Origin of the sequence: Calditerricola satsumensis (genome assembly GCF_014646935.1) — a bacterium.
In the GTDB taxonomy this organism is placed as follows: Bacteria; Bacillota; Bacilli; order Calditerricolales; family Calditerricolaceae; genus Calditerricola; species Calditerricola satsumensis.
The window spans coordinates 21,927-41,922 of the sequence record NZ_BMOF01000017.1 but is presented as its reverse complement, the minus strand read 5'-3'; the positions used below and the strand labels follow the sequence as shown (position 1 = coordinate 41,922).

Below are 19,996 nucleotides of genomic sequence, written 5' to 3'. Positions count from 1 at the left end.
CGCGGCCAGGCCGCGCAGCGCCGGCGACGGCCGCCACAGGGCCGCCAAGGGCGGCGCGTTCGGCGCGCCGGACGTCGCCTCGTCCGGCACGGCCTCTTCGGTCAGGCGGGGGAAGAGGGCCCGGATCCGCTTGATCACCGTCGCTGGCCGGGCCGCGTTTCCTTCCTCGTCGGCCAGCGCGTAGCTGAGGTACAACCGGTCGGTTGCCGACGCCAGCGCCTCGTACACCGCAAGCTGCGCCTCCGCAAGGCGCCGGTGAACGGAGGGGGCCAGCGCCACGCCGCGCGCGCGCAGCATCTCCCGCTCGTCCTCCGCGAGCAGGCCGCGGTCACGTCCGGGGGGCGCCATGAGCCCCTCATTTAGGCCGAGGAAGAAGACGCATTTGGCGTTCGGGACGCGGGAGCGGTCAAAGCGGCCGGCCAGCACCTCGTCGCGCGACGGCGGGACGCGGCGGACGCTTGCGCTTTCCAAGCACGCCACGTAGAGGCGGACAACCGGAAGCGCGCTCAGGCGAAGGGAGCCCATCAGGGCGACGAGCTGGTCGAGGAGGCGCACCGCCGCTTCCCAGGCGTCGGCGTGCTCCAGGGCCTCGTCCAGGTCGCCGCGCGCCTCGGCTTCCGCCGCCCACCGGGCCAGGTGATCCGGAACGTCGGAGGCTTCGAGAAACCGCAGGATGGCCGCGGCCACGTCGCGCACCGTCGTCGCCGCGGACAGGGCTTCCTCCCAGGCCTGCAGCGGGGCGACGAGCCGGCGGCGCAGGCCGTCCAGTTCGGGATCGGCCTCCAATTCCGGCCACGGTTCAGCCGTCGTCCAGGCGCGCCCCTCGATGCCGTGGGCCAGGCAGACGTTCTCCAGGCGCGCTACCTGCTCGCGCAGGGTCGCGATCCGCTCCGCCTCGCGCGGCGGAAACAAGAGGTCGGACTTCAGGCAGCGGAAGACGGCCTCGTGGGGCCACCCCTGCGCGACAACATCCGCCGCGGCCCGCAGCAGCCCGACGAGGGGGTGATGGCGCAGCGCCTTTTGGCCGTCCAAGAAGACGGGAATGCCATAGGCGGCGAAGGTCCGCTCCAGATGCGGGAAGTAGGCCGCCTCGTCGCTCACGAGAATGGCCACATCGCGCCAGCGGTACCCTTCCTCGCGGACCAGGCGCACGATCTCCCGCGCCGCCCCCTCCACCTCGGCCTGCCGGCTCGCCGCCGCCCAGAGCCGAATGCCGCGCGGCGCATCGGGGTAGGGCGGCGCCGGCCAGCCTTCGAATGCGTGCGCCAGATGGGCGAGGTCGTCGTTCCGGGCAAAACGCGGCAGCCCCTTTCCTTCCTCCGGCAGCGCGAGCACCTCAACCGGAACGCCGCGCCGCTTCGCCAGCTCGCGCAGGGCGTCCGCCGTCTCGCGCACCGGAGCGAAGACGTCCAGCCCGTCCACCTCTTCCTCGCCATCCAACATGCGAGGATCCAGGCACAGCGCCACCGTCACGCCGCGGCTGTGCGCGATGAGCCCCTCCAGGATGGCCCATTCATGGGGGGCAAAGGCAGCGAAGCCGTCCACCCACACCTCCGCGTCGCGCACCACGGAAGCCTTCTCCAGGTGGCGGGCGCACCGCCACAGGGCGTCTTCCGGCAGCGCGTACCGCTCGCCCAACAGCCGTTCCACTTCCTCAAACAGGCGCGCCAGCGCGTCCAGCTTGCCGGCCAGGCGCGCCGCCTCCCCATCGCCGCCGGCCCGCAGCGCCTGCGCTTCCCGCGCCAGCCGCTCCGGCGTGACGCCGCAGCGGCGGCATTCGCGGTACAAAGCAGCCAACCGCACCACCAGCGCGGGGGAATCGGCCAGCCGCCCCAGCGGCCCGAGGGCGTCGCGGCACGCTTCCATCGCCCGGCGCACGGCCAGGGCCAGCCCCGTGCCATCCAGCCGCGGGCGCGCCGAGCCGCCCACCTCCTGCAGGATCGCCTGCGCCAGACGGGAAAAGCTCACCACTCGCGCGCGGGCAAACCCGCCGAGGCCGGGCAGCGACGCCAGTGCCCGTTCGGCCTGAAAGGTCATCGCCTCCGGAACGACGTAAAAAAGCGGTGGCCCGCCCGGATCGGCCTCCAGCCGCTGGCGAATCTCGTCCAAGCACCAATGGGTTTTGCCGCTTCCCGCGCGTCCAATGAGCAGCCGCAGGGACACAGGCGAACCTCCGTTCCCGTTTTTTTCTCTATTATACCATTCGCGTCCAGGACCGGAACACCTTTGCAACCACCGGCAAGAAAAAAAAGAAAGAGGGACCGCGTCCCTCTGTACCGGAAGGCGTCTCACTCCAGCACGCTCAGCACCTTGTACACCAAAAAGCTGACCAGCGCCGTGCACGGCAGGGTGAAAATCCACGCGTACAGGATCTTCCCGGCAATGCCCCATCGCACGCTGCGCAGGCGCTCGGCTGCCCCCACGCCGACAATGGCCCCCGTGATGGTGTGCGTTGTGCTGACGGGAATGCCGATTTTGGCCACCGTGGTCAACAGCAGCGCCGCCGCCGTCTCGGCGGCAAACCCGTGGGGCGTCTCCAGGCGGCTCAGCCGCACGCCCATCGTCTTGATGACACGCCAGCCGCCCGCGGCCGTACCCGCAGCCATGGCCAACCCGGCGGCCAGGATGACCCAGAAGGGCACCTCAAGGGAATCCTGCACGCCGCCCGCCACCAGGGCCAGGGTGATGATGCCCATCGCTTTCTGAGCGTCCGACGTCCCGTGGCTGAAGGCCATGAACGAGGCCGAGAAGATCTGCAGCGGTCGGAAGATGCGCTTCACCCGCGACGGGCTGACGTTGGCAAACAGGTGTTTGATCAGTTTCATGAAACCATACGCCAGCAACCCGCCGAGAAGGGGCGACAGGATCATGGCCAGGAAAATCTTGGTCAACCCCTTCGTCTGCAACACGTCAACGCCGCTGTAGGACACCGCCGCACCAATGAGCGAACCGATGAGGGCATGCGACGCGCTGATCGGCAGCCCAAGCAGCGTCATTACCGCGTTCCACAGCGTCGCCCCGATCAGCGTGGCCACGATGACCAGCTGCGTCACACCGTTGGGATCCACAATGTCCTTGCCGATGGCCTTCGCCACCGCCGTGGAGAAAAACGCTCCGGCCAGGTTGAGCACAGCCGCCAGGATGACGGCCTTCATGGGCGTCAAGGTGCGGGTGCCCACCACCGTGGCAATGGCGTTGGCCGAATCGTTCCAGCCGTTCGTGAAGTCGAAGAGGAGGGCCAGCACGACGACCAGAACGAGCAAGACCATCGGATCAAGCATACTTCATGACCACGCTTTCCAGGACGTCTGCGACATCCTCGACGATGTCGGTGATGCCCTCCAGCTTTTCGTAGATCTCCTTCATCTTGATCAGCTCGATCGGGTCGGTCGTGCCGTCGAACAGGCTCCCCACCCCTTCCCGCATCAGCCGGTCGCCCTCGTTTTCCAGGAGGTTGAGCTCCACGCTGATCTTGCGAATCGCCGCGTAATCGCGCTTCTTCAAGGCCACGAACGCCTCGTGGAGGTAGGTCGCCGACTGTTCCAACACGTTGGCAAACTCAAGCAGGTACGGTGTCGTCTTTTCCACGCGGAAGTAGACAAAGCGTGACGCACAGGCTTCCACGCCGTCCAGCACGTCGTCCAGCTTCACCGCCAGTTGATAGATGTCCTCGCGGTCGAGGGGCGTCATGAACGTCTGGTTGAGCTCCCTGATGAGCAAGTGGGTATACTGGTCACCCTTCGACTCCAGCTCCTTCAGCCGCTCCGCATAGGCTTCCTTCTCGCGGAGCGTTTCGACGTTCTCTTTAAACAGCCGCACGGCCTCGACGATGTTGGCCGCCGCGTCGATCAGCGTCTGGTAGAACAGCTCGTCTTTCGATCGGTTGAAGAACAAGGTTCATTCCTCCCACACGAAAGCTTGTTCACCCCTTCTATGATAGTAGGAAAACAGGCCACAGCAAAACGGGATCAACGAAGACTTAACGATCCCTTAACAATACCTTAACATTTCGCGCTTGTGAAATTCATAACGTTCACAAACGTTCCGCAAGCAAAAAGCCGCCCGGCAAGCACCGAGCGGCCGTTGCCATCCGCCTCTTCTCACCCAAACCGCCAGCAGTTCAGGCTGAGCGAACCGTACGTGTAAGTCTGGTACAGGCGTACGGCCCGCCGGGCGTCATCCGCCGCCCCCATCGCCACAAGCAACGGAACGAAATGTTCCATGGTCGGCACCGCCCGTTCCGCGTGCGGGGCCAGCTCCTTGTAGCGAAAGAGGGACGGCAAATCCCATGCCGAAAGCGTTCCCGCCAGCCAGTCGTCAAACTGCACGGCCCACGCCTCGGCCTCCGCCGCCGCCCAGTCGAGGGCGCGCAGGTTGTGCACCGTGCCCCCGCTGCCGATGACCAGCACGCCCTCGGCGCGCAGGAAGGCGAGCGCCCGCCCAATGCGGTACTGCACCTCGGGCGGCAGGCTCGGGTTGACCGACAGAGCCACAACGGGAATGTCCGCTCGAGGATACAGGAGGGAAAGGGGTACCCACACGCCATGGTCCAATCCCCGCTCGGCGTCGAGGGAACAGGGGATCCCTTCCTGGGCGAGGCGGTTCGCGATCGCCCGCGCAAGTTCGGGATCGCCCTTTGCGGGGTACGTCAGCCGATACAGCTCCTCGGGAAATCCGAAAAAGTCGTAAAGCAGACGGTGCTGCGCCGCCCCGCTCACCTGCTGCGTCGGGTGCAGCCAGTGGGCGGTCAACACGACAAGGGCGCGCGGGCGCTCCAGCTCCTCGCCGAGCCGCCGAAGAAAGCGGGCGTACGCGCTGTCCTCCACGGCAAGCGTCGGCGCGCCGTGGGCCACAAACAAGGTAGGCAACGCCATTGAACGATCCTCCCCTGCTGACATCGGCAGCCGTTACAACACGTTGGCCATCCAGAAATAGGTGGGAATCCCGACAATCAGATTAAAAGGAAGCGTAAAGCCGATGCTGGCCGACAGGTACAACCCGGGATTGGCGCTGGGAATGGCCTGGGAAATGGCAGCCGGCGCGGCAATGTACGAGGCGCTGGCCGTCAGCACCCCGAGCAGGGTGGCGCCGCCCAACGACATGCCGAGCATCTTGCCCACGAAAACGCCCAGCGTACCCCCGATGACCGGGAACACAAACGCAAAGGAAAACCGCAGCGGGTGAAACCCCTCGAGGCGCCGCAAGTTTTGGCACGAAACCATGCCCATGTGGAGAAGGAAGATGCACAAAAGGCCATAAAACAGGTCGCCAAAAAGCGGCTTGATCCCTTGAATGCCGTTTTCATTCGAGATCATGCCGATCACAATGCCGCCCAACAGGAGAAAAATGCTTTTGCCAAACACCGCCTCCTTGATGATCCCGCCCAACCGGATTCCCGACCCGTTGTGCGTGCTCCACTTGTACAACAGGATGCCGAGCAGGATGGCGGGCGATTCCAATACCGCCAGCACGATGGACAGGTAGCGCTCGTAGGCAATGCCCTGTGCCTGCAGGAAGCTGGTGGCCGCAGCAAAGGTGACGGCGCTCACCGAACCGTAATGGGCGGCAATGGCCGCCGCGTTGTCGGGGCCAAAACGGTAGAGACGCCGAAGGACCGCATACGCCAGCACGACCATCAACGCGCTTAAGCCCAGGGCCGCCGCCAGGATGGGCAGGACCGTCCCCAAAGGCGCATGGGCCAACTCCGCCCCGCCCTTGATCCCGATGGTGAGCAGGATAATCATCGTGTACCCGTTGTACAGGGCTTCGGGGACCCGCAGATCGGAGTTGACCAGCACGGCCAAAATCCCCAGCACAAAAAACAACACCAATGGCGACAACAGATTCGCTTTGGCAATGGCGAGAGCTTGCTCCACGCGTGATTCCTCCCCACTCGGTTTTTCGACACGGATTGCCTTATCGGTTTCGTCCCAAACATCTATTTCCGATTGTGCGCATGGAGCGGCTCTCCCGTCAACGTGTTGGCTTTAGATCGAAAAACCGAAGGCTCGCAGCTTGCGGTAGAGCGTGCTGCGGCTGATGCCGAGGAGTTCGGCCGCCTTGCGCTTGTTGCCGCCCGCCGCTTGCAGGGCGCGCAACAGGGCATCCCGTTCCAGCGTCGCAAGGGGGAGCGCCGGCTGAACAACCGAGGCCAACGGGGCGGAAAACGAACCGGCCTGCGGGCCTTTCCCTTCGCCTTCCGCAGCCGCGGCCGCCTCGACGCTCCCTTCGCTGGCCAGTTCGCGCCACACCCACTCCGGAAAATGACCGGCGTCTACCCAGCCCTGTTCGGCTTCCCAGGCCGCCTGGCGCAGCGCAGCATAGAGCTGGCGAACGTTCCCCGGCCAGGGGTGGGCCACAATCAGCGAGCGGGCGGCGTCGGTCAGGGAAAGGGAAGACAAGCCCCGCTCGGCGGCGATGCCGGCCAAAAGCCGTTCGGCCAGCTCCACGCGGTCGCTCCGCTGGCGAAGCGGCGGAAGCGTGATCACCACGCCCTGCAAGCGGTAGAACAAGTCGGCCCGAAACCGCCCCGCCTTGACCTCGGCCCACAGGTCACGGTGGGTGGCCGCGATGATGCGCACATCGACGGCGATCGGGGCGCGTCCCCCGAGTCGCACCACCTGCCGCTCCTGCAACACGCGGAGCAGCACCCCTTGCGCCTCGAGGGGCATGTCGCCAATTTCATCCAGAAACAGCGTCCCCCCGCTGGCGAGTTCGAACTTTCCAGGCTGTCCCTGCGGGTTGGCTCCGGTAAAGGCCCCCTTCTCGTACCCAAACCATTCGCTTTCCCGCAGGTTGTCCGGAATCGCGCCGCAATTAACGGGGACAAAAGGCCCATCGGCGCGCGGGCTGGCCCGATGGATGGCGTGGGCCAACATCTCTTTGCCCGTTCCCGTTTCCCCCAAAAGCAAAACCGGTTCATCGGTGCGCGCCGCTTTGCGCGCAACCGCAAGCGCTTTCAGGAAAGCGGGATCGGATCCGATCAGGTCGTCAAAGGTGTAGCGTGCGGCCCACGCCACGCGGCGCGCCGCACCGCTCGCCCCCGTTCGCCGCGGCGGGGAAGAAGGCGCCGAAGCCCCAGCCAGCCCCCCATCCTTCGGCGGCGCGTCCCTTTCGCCTTCCGCCCTGCCCGATTCCGGGGTTGCGGGCAGGGACGCGGGATGCGAAATCCCAACGGCCCGCGGACGGCGATCGTCCAGGACCTCGCACCAAACGTCGCGCGCGTCCCCGCCGTTGACCACAACCCGCGCATGGCGGGAGCCTCTCACCACGTCGTCGAGGGGAACGGCGAAGACCGTTTCCCACAACCGGCCCGCCACGCGACCCAACGGACCGGCATACGCGCCGCGCGTGCCCCATGCGATGCGCCCGTCCGGGTCGACGGCCACCACGGCTTGCCAGGCGGGGGCGTCGGACGCGAGGCGCAGGAGCAGGTGCCGATTCGCCCGCCGGCGCACCAACGCCTCCTCCACGGCCTGCGCGGTCAGGTCAACCAACGTGAGCACGGACGGATGGTAGGCCCCGGCGTACCCGCTGACATCGAGAACCCCGGCCAGCGAACCGTCCGGGGCAAAGACGGGCGACGCGGCGCAGCACAAAAACCAGTTTTCCTTGCAGTAATGCTCGTCGCCGACAACGGCCACGGCCCGCTTTTCGGCCAGCGCCGTGCCGATGGCGTTTGTGCCCTTCACCGGCTCGCTCCAATCGGAACCGCTGGCCAGGTGCACGCGGGATGCGTCTTTCGTGAACACGGGATCGCCCTTGCCGTCGAGGATCACCCCGTTCGCATCGGCCGCCAGCACCATGGCCCCCCACTGTTTGACCCAACCGTACAGTTGGTGGAGCCACCCTTCGGCTTCGCGCAAAAATTCGCGCTGGGCGTCGCGCCGACGGCGGAGCTCCGCTTCGGAAAGCAAGACCGGTTCAACCCGCTCGGGATGCACGCCAAACCGACGGCTTCGCTGCCAGGAAGCCTGGAGGTTGTGCATCGCCCCTCCCTCCTTAGGGGATGATCGGTCTGCACTCGTATTATAGCAAACATTCTGAACACAACGGTGTCGCTTTTTGCGACAGGTGTCGCAGATTGAGACAGTGTGCCACACCCGCCAAACCGGTCTGCCGGGCACCCGCTCGTCGCGAATCTTCCCTCCACCCGTGCCGTCACCGTCGTACGCCCCCTCTCGCGCACAACTTTGGCACACGTATTGCTTAACGATCCAAGGCGAGGGGAATGCTAAACGCCGGTGGCGTTCCTCCAACCCCGATCCTATTCCGTTCAAGGAGGTATGGCCATGTCCGTGACCACGTCCTCTTCTCCGGTCGAACTGCATCCGAAGGTGAAAGCGTTTTTAGCCGACGGTCCGAAGAAGCTGTTCATCGGCGGGAAGTTTGTCGAGTCGGTGTCCGGAAAAACATTCCCGAGCATCAACCCAGCCAACGGCGAAGTCCTCGTTGAGGTCTACGAGGCTGACGCCCCCGACGTCGACCGCGCCGTAGAAGCTGCCGAGCGCGCCCTGGAGGGGCCGTGGTCGAAGATCTCCCCCAGCGAACGGGGCCGCCTGCTCTGGAAGCTGGCCGACCTCATTGAAGAAAATCAGGAGCCGCTTGCCCAGCTCGAAACGCTGGACAACGGCAAACCGATCCGTGAAACGCGCAAGGCCGACCTGCCGCTGGTGATCGACCACTTCCGCTATTACGCCGGATGGGCCACCAAGATCACCGGCGACACGCTGTCCAACTCGGTAAGCCCGTATCTCTTCACGTACACCCGCCGCGAGCCCATCGGGGTCGTCGGGCAGATCATCCCGTGGAACTTCCCGCTCCTCATGGCGGCGTGGAAGCTCGGGGCGGCCCTGGCCACGGGCAACGTCGTCGTGCTGAAGACGGCGGAACAGACGCCCCTGTCCGCCCTGTACCTGGCCGAGCTGATCCAGGAAGCCGGTTTCCCCGATGGCGTGGTCAACATCCTCTCCGGGTTCGGGCCGACGGCGGGCGCCGCCATCGTTCGCCATCCGCGCATCCGCAAGGTCGCCTTTACCGGATCGACGGAAGTAGGCAAGATCATCATGCGCGAGGCGGCCGGGAACCTGAAGCGCGTCTCCCTCGAGCTGGGCGGCAAGTCGCCGAACATCGTCTTCCCCGACGCCGACTTCAACCGCGCGGTGAAGGGCGCCCTGCACGGCATCTTCTTCAACCAGGGGCAGGTGTGCAGCGCCGGATCGCGCCTCTTCGTGCACAAGAAGGTGTACGACAACTTCCTGTCTGACCTCACCGACTACGCGTCCAAGCTGAAGCAAGGCCCGGGCCTTGACGAGACGACGGAAATCGGGCCCCTCGTGTCTGAGGAGCAATTTGAGCGCGTCACCGGCTACCTGAACAAGGGCAAAGAAGAGGGCGCCAAACCGCTGGTCGGCGGCGAGCCCAAGCCCGGTCCCGGCTACTTCGTGCCGCCGACGGTGTTCGCCGATGTCCACGACCGCATGACCATCGCCAAGGAAGAGATTTTCGGGCCCGTCGTCGCGGCGATGCCCTTCGACGACGAGGAGCAGATTGCCGACGTCATCCGCCGGGCCAACGATACCGAATACGGGCTGGCCGCCGGCGTGTGGACGACCGACCTGCGCAAGGCCCACCGCGTTGCGCACGCGCTGCAAGCCGGCACGGTGTGGGTCAACTGCTACAACGTCTTTGACGCCAACGTGCCCTTTGGCGGCTACAAGCAGTCGGGCTTCGGCCGCGAAATGGGCCATTACGCCCTGGACCTGTACACGGAAGTCAAAGCGGTGTGGGTGAACATCGAATAAGCCGGGGATCCCACTCCACGCGAAACGCCGGGCGGGAACGGTCCCGCTCGGCGTTTCGTTTGGTATAATGGCTTCAAGCGATCCATGCCGCAACAAAGAGGAGGCAACATGTGGCCATGACGCGACAAACCCGCCGGAAACGGCTCTTGGTCCTGGGTCTGCTCCTCGGCGCCCTTCTGACCGGCTGTTCCAGCGGCGCCGGATCCGACGAGACCGCCAACCACGCCGTCCACACGGCGCCCAACGGCGACCTGCGCGAGGTGACGGCCTCGATCGACGACCTGCCGTCCTTTTTGCGCGACAAGCCTGAGCCGATACAGGAGACGTACCGCTTGGCGGGCCAGCATGCCGACGTGCTGAAGTGGATCCCCTGCACCTGCGGATGCGGGCCCTCGGCCGGCCATCGGAGCAACCGCGACTGCTTCATCCACGAGATTCGGCCGGACGGCTCGGTGGTGTGGGACGACCACGCCACCCGCTGCGACATCTGCCTGCGCATCGCCGCGGAGGCGGCGCACATGGCCGAAAGCGGGAAGTCGGTAAGGGAAATCCGGCAGCACATTGACGCCACGTACGGGAAATACGGTCCCCCCACACCGACACCCCAGCCGCCGGCGTCCTAATGCCTGCGTGGCGCCGGCCGCCCGCGAGCGGGACGGGCTAATAGGGCACCCACAGAACGCGCCGCGCCAGCGCGAAGCGACGGTTCACCTCGTCCCAATTGACCACGTGCCACCATGCTGCGATGTAGTCCCGGCGGCGATTGTGGTACTTGAGGAAATAGGCATGCTCCCACACGTCGAGGGCCAGCAGCGGAATCTGGTCTTGCTGGGACAGGTTCTGGTGTTTCTCCGCTTGCAGGATTTCCACGCGATGGGCGCGCGGCGACCAGACGAGCAGCGCCCACCCCGGCCCCTCGACCTTTTCCGCGGCGGCGGAAAACTGGTCGCGAAAGGCGTCAAAGCTGCCAAAGGTGCGGGCGATCTCACGGGCGATGGCCCCGGTCGGCGGACCGCCGCCGTCGGGCGTCATCACGTTCCAGAAAAGGGTGTGCAGGTAGTGCCCGGCGCCGTTGAAGGCGAGTTGCCCTTCCCAATGCTTGACCAAGGAAAAATCCCCGGTTTGGCGCGCCCGGGCCAGTTCCCGCTCCGCCTCGTTAAGCCCCTCCACATAACCGCGATGGAGCCGATCGTGGTGAATGCGCATCGTCTCCTCGTCGATGTACGGCTCTAGCGCGTCATACGGATACGGCAGCGGAGGCAGCGTGTGGCCGCCGATCGGCACGGGGCGGGGCAATCCCACCTCGCCGGCCACCGGAACCGCCCCGGCAATGCCCAGTTGCGCCACCTGCTCCCCCACGCGCCGCGCGTGAAGGAACAGCTCGTGCACGGCTTGCTCGCCGGCGACGGCATGGGGCAGCAAGGCCCGCGCCCGCCGGCGCAACGCGCGCAGGGCGTCGATTCCGGCTTCCACGGTTGGGGACACACCCTTCCCCTCCTGCCGAAGGGCGCGCTCCACATCCCGGCTCCACGCGATGAGCCGCTCCAACCCCGCGGCGATGGAAGGCGGGCGAAACGAATCGACCACGGCAAATTCCCCCTCTCAGCTGCGCCGGCTTCTTCTTACGAAAAACCGACCCTACCACCACGGTATGAGCCGGCATGCCGATGGGGTGCGGAATTGGGTTAGCCGGTTTTGACGGAGGCGCCGCCGTCGGGTTGTGCATTGCCGGCACTCGCCAACAGATCGTGTGCGCGCAAGGCGGCGGTTTTACCCCTCGCCTTCGTCCTCCGGATCAAGGGGCCTGCGGCCCAGAAAGCCGTCGTGGAGGCCGTGGTAGAAGCGAACGCGGTCCTCGCCCAACCGCCAGCAGAGAAACACCGTCTCCCCGTTGACAATGGCCGGAAAGTCCACCAGTCCCCAATCGATGTCCTTCACCAACGCCCCAGTTCGGTGAATGCGCTCGAGGATGGCGCGGGCTTGAATGTGGAGAAAGTCGAGCTCCGCTTCGTGCTGAAAAAAGGGATCCTTCTCTTTGGCCCCGTGCTGGGCGACAGCCCGGCGCAGCCGCTGCAATTGCAGCCATTTGTCCTCGTATTCGCCTTTGAGCCGCTGAAGCTGCTCGAGCTGCGGCCGCAACCACGGGATGAGCGCGTTCGCCTCTTCCACGGTAAACCGCTTTTCCACCTTGGCCAACCCCTCCTCCCGCCTCGTCGGGCAAGCTCCCGCAACCGCACAAGGCCAGCAAGCGGCTGGGCCTGCGGCCGGTTTTCCTTACCGTTCCACCAGCTGGCCCGTCACCTTCCACTCGTGCAGCGCAAGCCCCCGCGCGCCATGCACGACGTACGGGTCGCCCTCGGCCAATTGTTTCGCCTCCTCCAGCGATGCCGCCAGGTAGAGGACAAGGCCGCCTGACCCGTCGGCGAAGGGGCCGCGGGCCAAAATCTTCCCCTCCCGCTCCAGCGCCTCCAGGTAGGCCAAATGCTGCGGCCTGAGGGCCGCGCTTTTCTCCGCATCGCGCATGGGCAAGAAGGCGGCGAAGACTTTGGTCGACATGTTCTCTCCTCCTTCGACCAGTGGAATCGGTGCGATCAGAGGCCGTAGACATCGCGGACCTTCTCCTCCAGGAAGGCAATAAAAGGCCGTGCCGTCGGCGGCTCGCCCGTGGCCTGGGCGATGAGCGCCTCGGGCGAATGGCGTCGGCCGTGCCGATGCACGCGATCGGCCAACCAGGCGCGGATGGGGGCGAAGTCTCCCTCGCGCACCCGCGCGTCCATGTCGTCGAGGTCACGGTGCATCGCGGCATGCAGCTGGGCGGCGTAGAGATTGCCCAGGGTGTACGTGGGAAAATAGCCGAAGAGGCCGGCCGACCAGTGTACATCCTGCAGCACCCCGTCGGCATCGGTTTCCGGCGCAATGCCCAGGTACGCCCGCATCCGCTCGCGCCATGCCGCGGGCAGGTCGGCGACGGCCAACTCGCCGGCGACGAGCTGTTTCTCCAGCTCGTACCGCAAGAAAATGTGGAATTGGTAGGTAAGCGGATCGGCGTCGACGCGGATGAGCGACGGCTCGATCCGGTTGATCGCCCGGTAAAAAGCCGAGAAGGAAACGTCGCCGAGCACTTCCGGGAACTTATCGACAGCTTCCGGATAATACCGCTCCCAAAACGGTCGGCTGAGGCCGATGAAGGTGTCCCAAAAGCGCGACTGCGACTCGTGAATGCCCATCGAGGCGCCTTCCCCGAGGGGCGTATCGGCCCACTCCGCCGGCAACTGCTGCTCGTACAAGGCATGGCCGCCCTCGTGCAGGGCGCTGAAGAAGGCGTCGACAAAATCGTGCGGATTGTACCGGGTGGTGATGCGCACGTCGCCGGGGTGAATGCCCGTGCAGAAGGGGTGGGCGCTGACGTCGAGGCGGCCGCCGTCAAAATCGTATCCGATGTCGACCAGCACGCGCTCGACGAAGGCGCGCTGCCGATCCAGGGGAAACGCGCGGCGCAGGAAGGCGGCGTCAACCGGTCCCGCCTCGCGCACGCGGTCAAGCAGCGCCTCAAGGGGCGGGCGAAGCTCGCGAAACAGCGCGTCCAGCTTGGCCACGGTCATGCCGGGTTCATAATCGTCGAGCAGCGCGTCGTACGGGTGGCCTTCATAGCCCCAGCAGTCGGCAAAGGTGCGCACCGTCGCCACGATCCGCTCGAGGTAGGGCGAAAACCGCGCAAAGTCGTCGGCTTTGCGCGCTTCGGCCCAGACCGCCTCCGCCTCGGTGGTCAGCTCGGCAAAGGCGCGCTGCAACTCGAGCGGAACCGCCCGGCGCCGCTCGATCTCGCGCTTCACCAGGCGCACGGCCTCGCGCGTCGGCTCGTCGAGCTGCGCCGCCGCCTCCGGTTCCGTCAACGCGGCCACGTCCTCGGCCAACTGCGGGTCGAGCAGCAGGCGCACCCGCTGCTCCGTGAGCGTGCCAATCACCTGGGAGCGGGCTTCCACGCCCTTTTTGGGCAGCATCGTTTGCGCGTCCCAATTGAGCAAGGCAAGGGCCTGTTCGACGTGTTTGATCGTGCGCACGCGTTCGGCAAAGCGGCGCACGCGCATTTCCAGCGAGGTCGGATGCACGGAAACGCCTCCTTTTGCTTCTGCTGTAAAGGCAGCGAAGATCTCCGGTACGGGTGGATTTCGACGCCAGCCGGAAATCTCCTGCTAACCGCGCACCGTTTCGCTATACTGAGGAGGGAGGTGTCGGCCGTGCTGCCCCTGGAAGAGTGGATGATCGCGTCGTTCTGGGAGATGCTGCGCAAGCTGCGCGTCACCTATCGCTTCTGGCCCGACGTTCTCCAACAGATTGAGGAACGGCCTGACGACTTCGGCGACACGCCGCAAGAGCGAATCGAAAACTACATTCTCGACGCCCTGTTCGACTACCACGAAGACGACTGGTGGGAGCGCATCAACCCCGCCCAAGGCGAAGCGTTTTGGGAAGGGGCCAAGAACGAGTTCTTCCTCGCCGCGCTGCAGACGTTGGAAGAGGTGATCGCTGAGCCGATTCTCGCCATGGACGAGGAGGCCTTCCGCGCCATTCAGCAATCCTTTTCCTTTCGCGCCAACCTGCAGACGCCGGTCGGCGAGTACCTCGACGCGTACGGCGAAGAAGGGGCCGCCCGCTACGAAGATTATGCCGAACGCCTCCACGTGATGGCCAAGGTGTGGACGGACCTCCTGTTCGCCCGCCTGGAAGAGCGCTATCCGCGGGCGCGGCAAGCCACCCTTTTTGGTCCTTATTACCGGCGCGGCCAGTTCCGCGTCATTTCGTCCAAGGACAAGGAAGAGAAATAAAAATAAAAAGGAAAGCCGCCCGACGGCGACTTTCCTTTTTCCTTTTATTGCATTTGCTGGGCCTGCAGCTGCTGCAATTGCTGCTGCACTTGCGCCAGCTGCTGTTGAAGGGGCTGCACCTGCTGCGCGCTCAGGCTTTGCTGGGCCTGCTGCAGCTGTTGGGTGACTTGCGCGAGCTGCTGCTCGGCCTGCTGCAGTTGCTGTTGCTTTTGCTGCGGATTGGCGGTGGCTTGCGCCTGCTCAACCGCCTGCTGCGCCTGCTGGACGGCTTGCTGCAACTGCTGCAGCTGCTGCTGTTGTTGCTGTTGGTTTTGCTGCGGCATTGAGATCCTCCCTTTCCCCTTTGGGATGCGGCGCGCGGAAGTTCCGCGCGCCAACAGTTTATAGGATGGCAGAATCCTCCGCGTTTATGCCAATCGCTTGCCCTCGCGTCTACCCAAAAGTGGAAGGGTGTGGTATGCTTTGTTCGCGATGTGCCTCAATCGCGTTGTGAAAGGAGTCGCAACCGTGCGCGCCTACTTGCGCAGCTGCGCGTCCCTTCCCGCCGGCGTGCGGCGCTTTTTGCTGAGCGAGCCGCTCCTGGGCCTCGGGTTCGGCTTGATCGCCATGGTGCTGAACCTGCACCTTTTGGCTCTCGGCCTCGACGAAGCGACCATCGGGCGCATCACCTCGCTTTCCACGCTGGTGATGGGCGCCGCATCCCTCCCGGCGATTGGGCTGTGCCGTCGTTGGGGACGCCGCGCGGTCCTGATCGTCGGCCTCGCGCTGATGAGCGGGGGAACCGCCGCCACGGCCGCCGCGCGGGAACTGCTCCCCATCGCCCTGGCCCAAGCCGTTTACGGGATCGGCCTGGCCTTTTTGCTTACCGCGGAAATTCCGCTGCTGTACGCCTACTGTGCCGACAGCCGTGCGCGCCTGCGCGCGTTCAGCATGATGTTCGTCGTCTTTACCCCCTTCACCGCCCTCGGCACCTACCTCGGCGGCGCGCTGACCGGTGCGCTGCCGGGCAGCACGCCGTACCAGGCTGCGCTGTGGGGCGCCGCCGGCGCGTTGGCCCTGTGCACGCTGACGCGCTTTCTCCTCCTTCCCGCCGATCCACACCGCGATGAGGGTGACGAAAACGGGATCTTCCGCTCCTTCCCGCCGTCGCGCTCGGTGTGGGCCTTTACCGGCTTTGCGGCCCTCGGCGGCCTGTCGTATGCCCTGGTTACCCCGTTCGCCAACCTCATCGTGAGCGCTGCGCTCGGATGGAACGACGCCGATACGGCGGCCCTTTTGGCCGTCCATGCCGTGGCCGCCTCCCTCTTCTCGCTTCTGGCTCCTTCCCTGATCGAGCGGTGGGGAACGCGTCGGACCGCCACCGGCTTGTTTGTCCTCAATACGGCCCTATCCGCCATGCTGGCCATCGCCCTGCCCGCGCCGGTATTCGTGCTGCTCTTCCTGCTGCGGGGTGGCCTGTTCACGCTCCTGGCCAACGTCACCGACGGGCAAATCCTACAGGCCGTTCCCGACGCCCAGCGCGACCTTGTGGCCGGGTTGCGCAACATCGCGCGCAACTTTGGCGCATCTGCCGGCGCATGGGCCACGGGAGAAGCCCTTTCCGACAAAATGGCCACGGCGCCGTTTGCCATGGCCGCCGCGGCCACACTCATCACCTGGATCTACTTTGTGCGCACATGCTGGCCCCTTCTGGCCGAGTGGGAAAGGGTTTCGTTTGCGCGCGTTACCCCCGCACACCAACGGCCACGTTCCGCCGCACCCGACTCCGGATGCGCATCAAGGCGTCGTACATGAGCGGCACGACGACGAGCGTCAGCAGCGTCGACGTCGTCAGCCCGCCGATCACGACCACGGCCAGGCCCTGGGAAATGAGGGCTGAGCCTTCCAGCCCGAGGGCCAGGGGACTCATCGCCAGCACGGTCGCGATGGCCGTCATCAGGATGGGCCGTAGCCGCGTGCTCCCGGCCTCCAGCAGCGCCTCGCGCGTCGCCATGCCGGCGGCCTCGTTCTTCTTAACGCGGTCGATCAGCACGATGGCGTTGGTGACGACGATCCCGATGAGCATCAGTGCGCCGATCATCGCCGACACGCTGAGGGGCTGGCCGGTCAAGAACAGCCCGAGCAGCCCGCCGGTCACGGCAAAGGGCAAGGAGAACAGGATGGCAAACGGAGCGAGCAGCTCGCCGAAGGTGACCACCATCACAAAGTAAACCGCGCCGACGGCAACGACCATGGCCACGCCCAGCTGGGAAAAGGCTTCCTTCTGCTGCTGGCTCTCCCCGCCCATTTTCACCTGAACGCCCTGCGGCAAGGACAGCGTCGCCAGTTCCCGCTGCAAGGTGGCCAATACCGACCCGGTGGCCTGGGTGGTGATGTCCGCCTTGACGCTGACATACGGCTCGCCGTTCAGGCGCAGCAGCGCCACCGGCCCCGGCTTCACCGCCACCTGGGCCACCTCGCCGACGCGCACCTCGCGCCCGGTCGGCGTCGAGATGGACAGATTGCGCAACGCGTCGACCGAGGCGGGCGGCTCATCCCCGGTCTGCACGCGCAAGGCATAGCGGACGCCCCCGATGGTGACCTCTCCCGCCTCGCGCGGCGTGACAACCTCCTGGATGGCCCCGGCCATCTGGGCCTCGGACAGGCCGTACTGGGCCGCCTTTTTCGGATCGACGGTCACGACAATCTCGGGTTTGGCCTCCTGCAGGTTGCTTGTCACGTTGACCAGCTCGGGAATGGCCGCCATCTTCTTCATGATCGCCTCGGCTACGGGCTTGATTGCCGCCAAAGTCGGCCCGGAAACGATCACCTCCGCCTGTCCCTGGATGGGCGCGTTGAAGTTGACTTCCCTGACGACGATCTTCTCGTTGGCCTTCGCCAGCGCGCCCATCTGCCGGCGAACGCGGGCCAAGGCTTGCTCAACGTCGGCCTCCTCTTTGAGCTGGACAAAGATTTGCGACGTGTTCGGACCGCTGTTCTCCTGTCCCGCCGAACGCTTGCGAGCCTCCGACGAGGTCCCGATGATCGCCGTCACGCGCGCCACATCGGGGTCGCGAAGGAGCATCCGTTCAAGGACGAGCGAGCGCGCGCTGGTCTGGTGGAGGTTGGTCCCCGGCGGCAGGTCCAGCTTCACGCTGAGGAGCTTCTCTTTCCCGGATGGGACGAAGGCCGTATCGACGAAGCGCATCAGGGCCAGGCTGGCCAGAAACAGAAGGAACGCCGTCGACAAGACGAAGGCCTTGTGCCCCAGCGACCAGGCCAGCACGCGCCGGTACGCGGCAGCAAGGGCGCTTTCCCGATGGGGACGATCATCGCGCGAGGAAAGCATCACGCTCTTGGCCAGCATCGGCACCACGGTGACGGCCACAAGCAAGGAGGCCAGCAGCGCCACCACCACGGTATAGGCGAAGGGCTCGAAAATGCGGCCGATCACCCCGCTCACCAGGCCCAAGGGCAAAAAGACGGCCACTGTCGTCAATGTCGATGAGGTGATCGGACCGGCCACCTCGCGCGTGGCGTCGAGGAGCAGGGCGACGTTGCGCTCGTGGGGCGCGGCCTGGCGCAGGCGGCGGTAAATGTTCTCAATGACCACGATGCTGTCGTCCACCACGCGCCCGATGGCCACCGTCAAACCGCCGAGGGTCATGACGTTGACGGTGATGCCCATCTGGTGAAGCAGGATGGCGGCGATCAGCACCGACAGCGGGATGGAAACGACGGCGATCAGCGTCGAACGGGCATGCCGCAGGAACAGGTAGATCACCAGCACGGTGAACAGCGCGCCCAAGAAGGCCTTGTTCACCATCGTGAACACCGATTCCTTGATCGGATCCCCCGCGTTAAAGAACGGGACAACCGTCAGGCCCTCCCCGTTCCCGTTCCATTCGGCGATCTTCTCCTTCACCGCGTCGGTGACCGCCACGGTGTTGGCATCCGGCGACTTGTAGATTTGCAGCAATACCGACGGCTTGGCGTCGGTCCGCGTCAGCGACTCCACGTCCGACTCGGCAAAGCCGATCTCGGCAATGTCGCCGAGGGGCACCACTTTGAGCGTCTTGGGCGTCGTCATTTGAGCGCGCGTCGGCGAAGGCGGCGCCACGGACGGCGGCATGCGGTTGGCTGGGGCAGCTCCTCGGCCCAGCCGGTTCAGCGTCGCGGCGTTTTGTTGGGCCAGGGCATTGATTTTCGCCGCCAGCTGCTTGGCCACTTCTTGCTGCACCGCGATTTGCCGTCGCAACTGGGCGAGCTGGCCTTCCAGCTGGCGCCGCTCCGCATCGGACAGCGCCGGATTGGCCAGTTGCAGCTGCAGTTTGCCCGCTTGTTCCTGCAACGCGAAAAGGGCCCCCTGCGCCTGGTTGAGCGTTGCCAAGAGTTGCACCTGCGCCTGCAACAGCCCGACCGATTGGCCAAGGGTTCCCACCCCCTGCGCCAGCTGGCCCATGCCCTGCCCAAGTTGGCCAACGGCGCCGCCCAGGGCATGGAACCCTTCTTGCACCCCCTTCAACCCTTCCGCCATCGCCGCCGACGGGTTGGGGAAAATGGGGATGTAGAGGGCCTTGAGTTGGTCGAGGGAGGCAAAGGTGTCCCCGACGCGGATCGGATGATCGATGCCGCCCAAGTTCGCCTTGCCCACCGGGAAGGTGAGGTTGTTCGCCTGCAGTTGCTGCACAACCTGGCTCGCGGTAAAGCCATACTGTTTCAGTTTGTCCGGCTTGAGCCGGATAAGCACCGTTTTGGGCGGCAGGCCCGATGCCTCGACCGCCGCCACGCCCGGGATGCTCCGCAGTGCGGGAACGAGGGACTCGTTCACCGTTGCGGCCAATTTGTGGGCTTTCTCCGCCGGCATCGACACGGTCAAGATGGCCACGGGAAACGAGCCAAAGCTGAGGCGCGAGACGGACGGGGGTTTCACCGCATCCGGCAGCGCCACATTGGCGAGGGCCTCTTCCACTTCCCGCTTCGCTTCGTCAAGATCCTTGCTAAAGGCGTACTCCAGCACCACCACGGAGACGCCTTCAACGGAGTTCGCATACACGTTTTTCACGCCGTCCAGGCCGCGCACCGCCTTTTCGATCGGCACGCTGACCTGCTCTTCCACATCTTCGGGAGACGCGCCCGGGTAAATGGAAATGACCGACAGAATCGGAATGGACACGTCGGGCATCGTCTCCATCTTCAGCTGCGCGCCGGCGTAAATCCCCCCAAAGGCCACGAGGAGCGTAAGGATGAAGAGCGCAGCCGGATTGCGCAACGAAAACCGCGTGAGGAACATGACCGAGAATCCCTCCTCTGGGCGAGCCAGGCCTAAACCGCAAGCAAGACATTGGTTGAACGCTCATTCAATTTACGAAGATGAGAAAACCGTCC

At 65.3% G+C, this 19,996-nt stretch carries 16 protein-coding genes; 5 read left to right on the top strand and 11 right to left on the bottom strand.

The features are described 5' to 3' along the window. The 6 genes from IEX61_RS05765 to IEX61_RS05740 form a co-directional block, all read right to left on the bottom strand. A partial coding sequence (locus IEX61_RS05765) for a PD-(D/E)XK nuclease family protein (RefSeq protein WP_373288417.1) occupies window positions 1–2,163 on the bottom strand: 2,163 nt, incomplete at its 3' end. A 125-nt stretch (window positions 2,164–2,288) separates the two neighbouring features. Then, entirely contained in the window at window positions 2,289–3,269 is a 981-nt protein-coding gene (locus IEX61_RS05760; protein WP_229725723.1) for an inorganic phosphate transporter, read from the bottom strand. Window positions 3,270–3,273: 4 nt separating this feature from the next. Further along, window positions 3,274–3,894 (bottom strand): DUF47 domain-containing protein, encoded by a 621-nt coding sequence (locus IEX61_RS05755; RefSeq protein WP_054671895.1) that lies wholly within the window; start codon window positions 3,892–3,894, stop codon window positions 3,274–3,276. Between the two features lie 206 nt (window positions 3,895–4,100). Next, entirely contained in the window at window positions 4,101–4,874 is a 774-nt protein-coding gene (locus IEX61_RS05750; protein WP_188817073.1) for a DODA-type extradiol aromatic ring-opening family dioxygenase, read from the bottom strand. Between the two features lie 33 nt (window positions 4,875–4,907). Next, window positions 4,908–5,876, bottom strand: a complete 969-nt coding sequence (locus tag IEX61_RS05745; RefSeq protein WP_188817072.1) for a sodium-dependent bicarbonate transport family permease — start codon at window positions 5,874–5,876, stop codon at window positions 4,908–4,910. Window positions 5,877–5,987: 111 nt separating this feature from the next. Then, window positions 5,988–7,988: a sigma-54-dependent Fis family transcriptional regulator gene (locus tag IEX61_RS05740; RefSeq protein WP_188817070.1), complete on the bottom strand. Its 2,001-nt coding sequence runs from the start codon at window positions 7,986–7,988 to the stop codon at window positions 5,988–5,990. 303 nt (window positions 7,989–8,291) lie between these two features. Between IEX61_RS05740 and IEX61_RS05735 the strand changes: the two genes are divergently transcribed. After that, entirely contained in the window at window positions 8,292–9,803 is a 1,512-nt protein-coding gene (locus IEX61_RS05735; protein ID WP_373288415.1) for an aldehyde dehydrogenase family protein, read from the top strand. A gap of 116 nt (window positions 9,804–9,919) precedes the next feature. Continuing rightward, window positions 9,920–10,426, top strand: coding sequence for a PCYCGC motif-containing (lipo)protein (locus tag IEX61_RS05730; protein ID WP_054672432.1), 507 nt, complete (start codon window positions 9,920–9,922; stop codon window positions 10,424–10,426). Between the two features lie 37 nt (window positions 10,427–10,463). On the opposite strand, the gene IEX61_RS05725 is transcribed toward IEX61_RS05730, so the two are convergent. The 4 genes from IEX61_RS05725 to IEX61_RS05710 all read right to left on the bottom strand — a co-directional run bounded on the left by IEX61_RS05725 (window position 10,464) and on the right by IEX61_RS05710 (window position 13,912). Beyond that, entirely contained in the window at window positions 10,464–11,390 is a 927-nt protein-coding gene (locus tag IEX61_RS05725) for a superoxide dismutase (RefSeq protein ID WP_229725722.1), read from the bottom strand. 183 nt (window positions 11,391–11,573) lie between these two features. Then, a complete protein-coding gene (locus IEX61_RS05720; RefSeq protein WP_083463122.1) occupies window positions 11,574–11,990 on the bottom strand; it encodes a DUF2203 domain-containing protein in 417 nt (138 codons plus the stop codon). Between the two features lie 87 nt (window positions 11,991–12,077). After that, window positions 12,078–12,359, bottom strand: coding sequence for a YciI family protein (locus tag IEX61_RS05715; RefSeq protein WP_054672823.1), 282 nt, complete (start codon window positions 12,357–12,359; stop codon window positions 12,078–12,080). Between the two features lie 35 nt (window positions 12,360–12,394). Then, a complete protein-coding gene (locus IEX61_RS05710) occupies window positions 12,395–13,912 on the bottom strand; it encodes a carboxypeptidase M32 (RefSeq protein WP_188817066.1) in 1,518 nt (505 codons plus the stop codon). A 120-nt stretch (window positions 13,913–14,032) separates the two neighbouring features. Here IEX61_RS05710 and IEX61_RS05705 point away from each other — a divergent pair, with 120 nt between their 5' ends. From IEX61_RS05705 to IEX61_RS05695, 3 genes are all read left to right on the top strand, one after another. Next, the gene (locus IEX61_RS05705; protein WP_229725721.1) at window positions 14,033–14,629 is read left to right on the top strand and encodes a hypothetical protein; all 597 of its coding nucleotides are present in this window, start codon (window positions 14,033–14,035) and stop codon (window positions 14,627–14,629) included. A 47-nt stretch (window positions 14,630–14,676) separates the two neighbouring features. Then, window positions 14,677–14,955, top strand: coding sequence for a hypothetical protein (locus IEX61_RS12425; RefSeq protein ID WP_229725720.1), 279 nt, complete (start codon window positions 14,677–14,679; stop codon window positions 14,953–14,955). A gap of 181 nt (window positions 14,956–15,136) precedes the next feature. Then, complete coding sequence (locus IEX61_RS05695; protein WP_188817062.1) at window positions 15,137–16,423, top strand: MFS transporter; 1,287 nt, start codon at window positions 15,137–15,139, stop codon at window positions 16,421–16,423. Here IEX61_RS05695 and IEX61_RS05690 read toward each other — a convergent pair. Next, a complete protein-coding gene (locus IEX61_RS05690; protein ID WP_188817059.1) occupies window positions 16,353–19,901 on the bottom strand; it encodes an efflux RND transporter permease subunit in 3,549 nt (1,182 codons plus the stop codon). The two genes, IEX61_RS05695 and IEX61_RS05690, sit on opposite strands and share 71 nt — an antisense overlap. Window positions 19,902–19,996 lie beyond the last annotated feature (95 nt).

What these genes read in the sequence shown, in the direction of transcription:
- IEX61_RS05750 (WP_188817073.1), bottom strand. Translation starts at nt 4,874, where the DNA reads ATGGCGTTGCCTACCTTGTTTGTGGCCCACGGCGCGCCGACGCTTGCC.
- IEX61_RS05735 (WP_373288415.1), top strand. Translation starts at nt 8,292, where the DNA reads ATGTCCGTGACCACGTCCTCTTCTCCGGTCGAACTGCATCCGAAGGTG.
- IEX61_RS05740 (WP_188817070.1), bottom strand. Translation starts at nt 7,988, where the DNA reads ATGCACAACCTCCAGGCTTCCTGGCAGCGAAGCCGTCGGTTTGGCGTG.
- IEX61_RS05715 (WP_054672823.1), bottom strand. Translation starts at nt 12,359, where the DNA reads ATGTCGACCAAAGTCTTCGCCGCCTTCTTGCCCATGCGCGATGCGGAG.
- IEX61_RS05730 (WP_054672432.1), top strand. Translation starts at nt 9,920, where the DNA reads ATGACGCGACAAACCCGCCGGAAACGGCTCTTGGTCCTGGGTCTGCTC.
- IEX61_RS05760 (WP_229725723.1), bottom strand. Translation starts at nt 3,269, where the DNA reads ATGGTCTTGCTCGTTCTGGTCGTCGTGCTGGCCCTCCTCTTCGACTTC.
- IEX61_RS05690 (WP_188817059.1), bottom strand. Translation starts at nt 19,901, where the DNA reads ATGTTCCTCACGCGGTTTTCGTTGCGCAATCCGGCTGCGCTCTTCATC.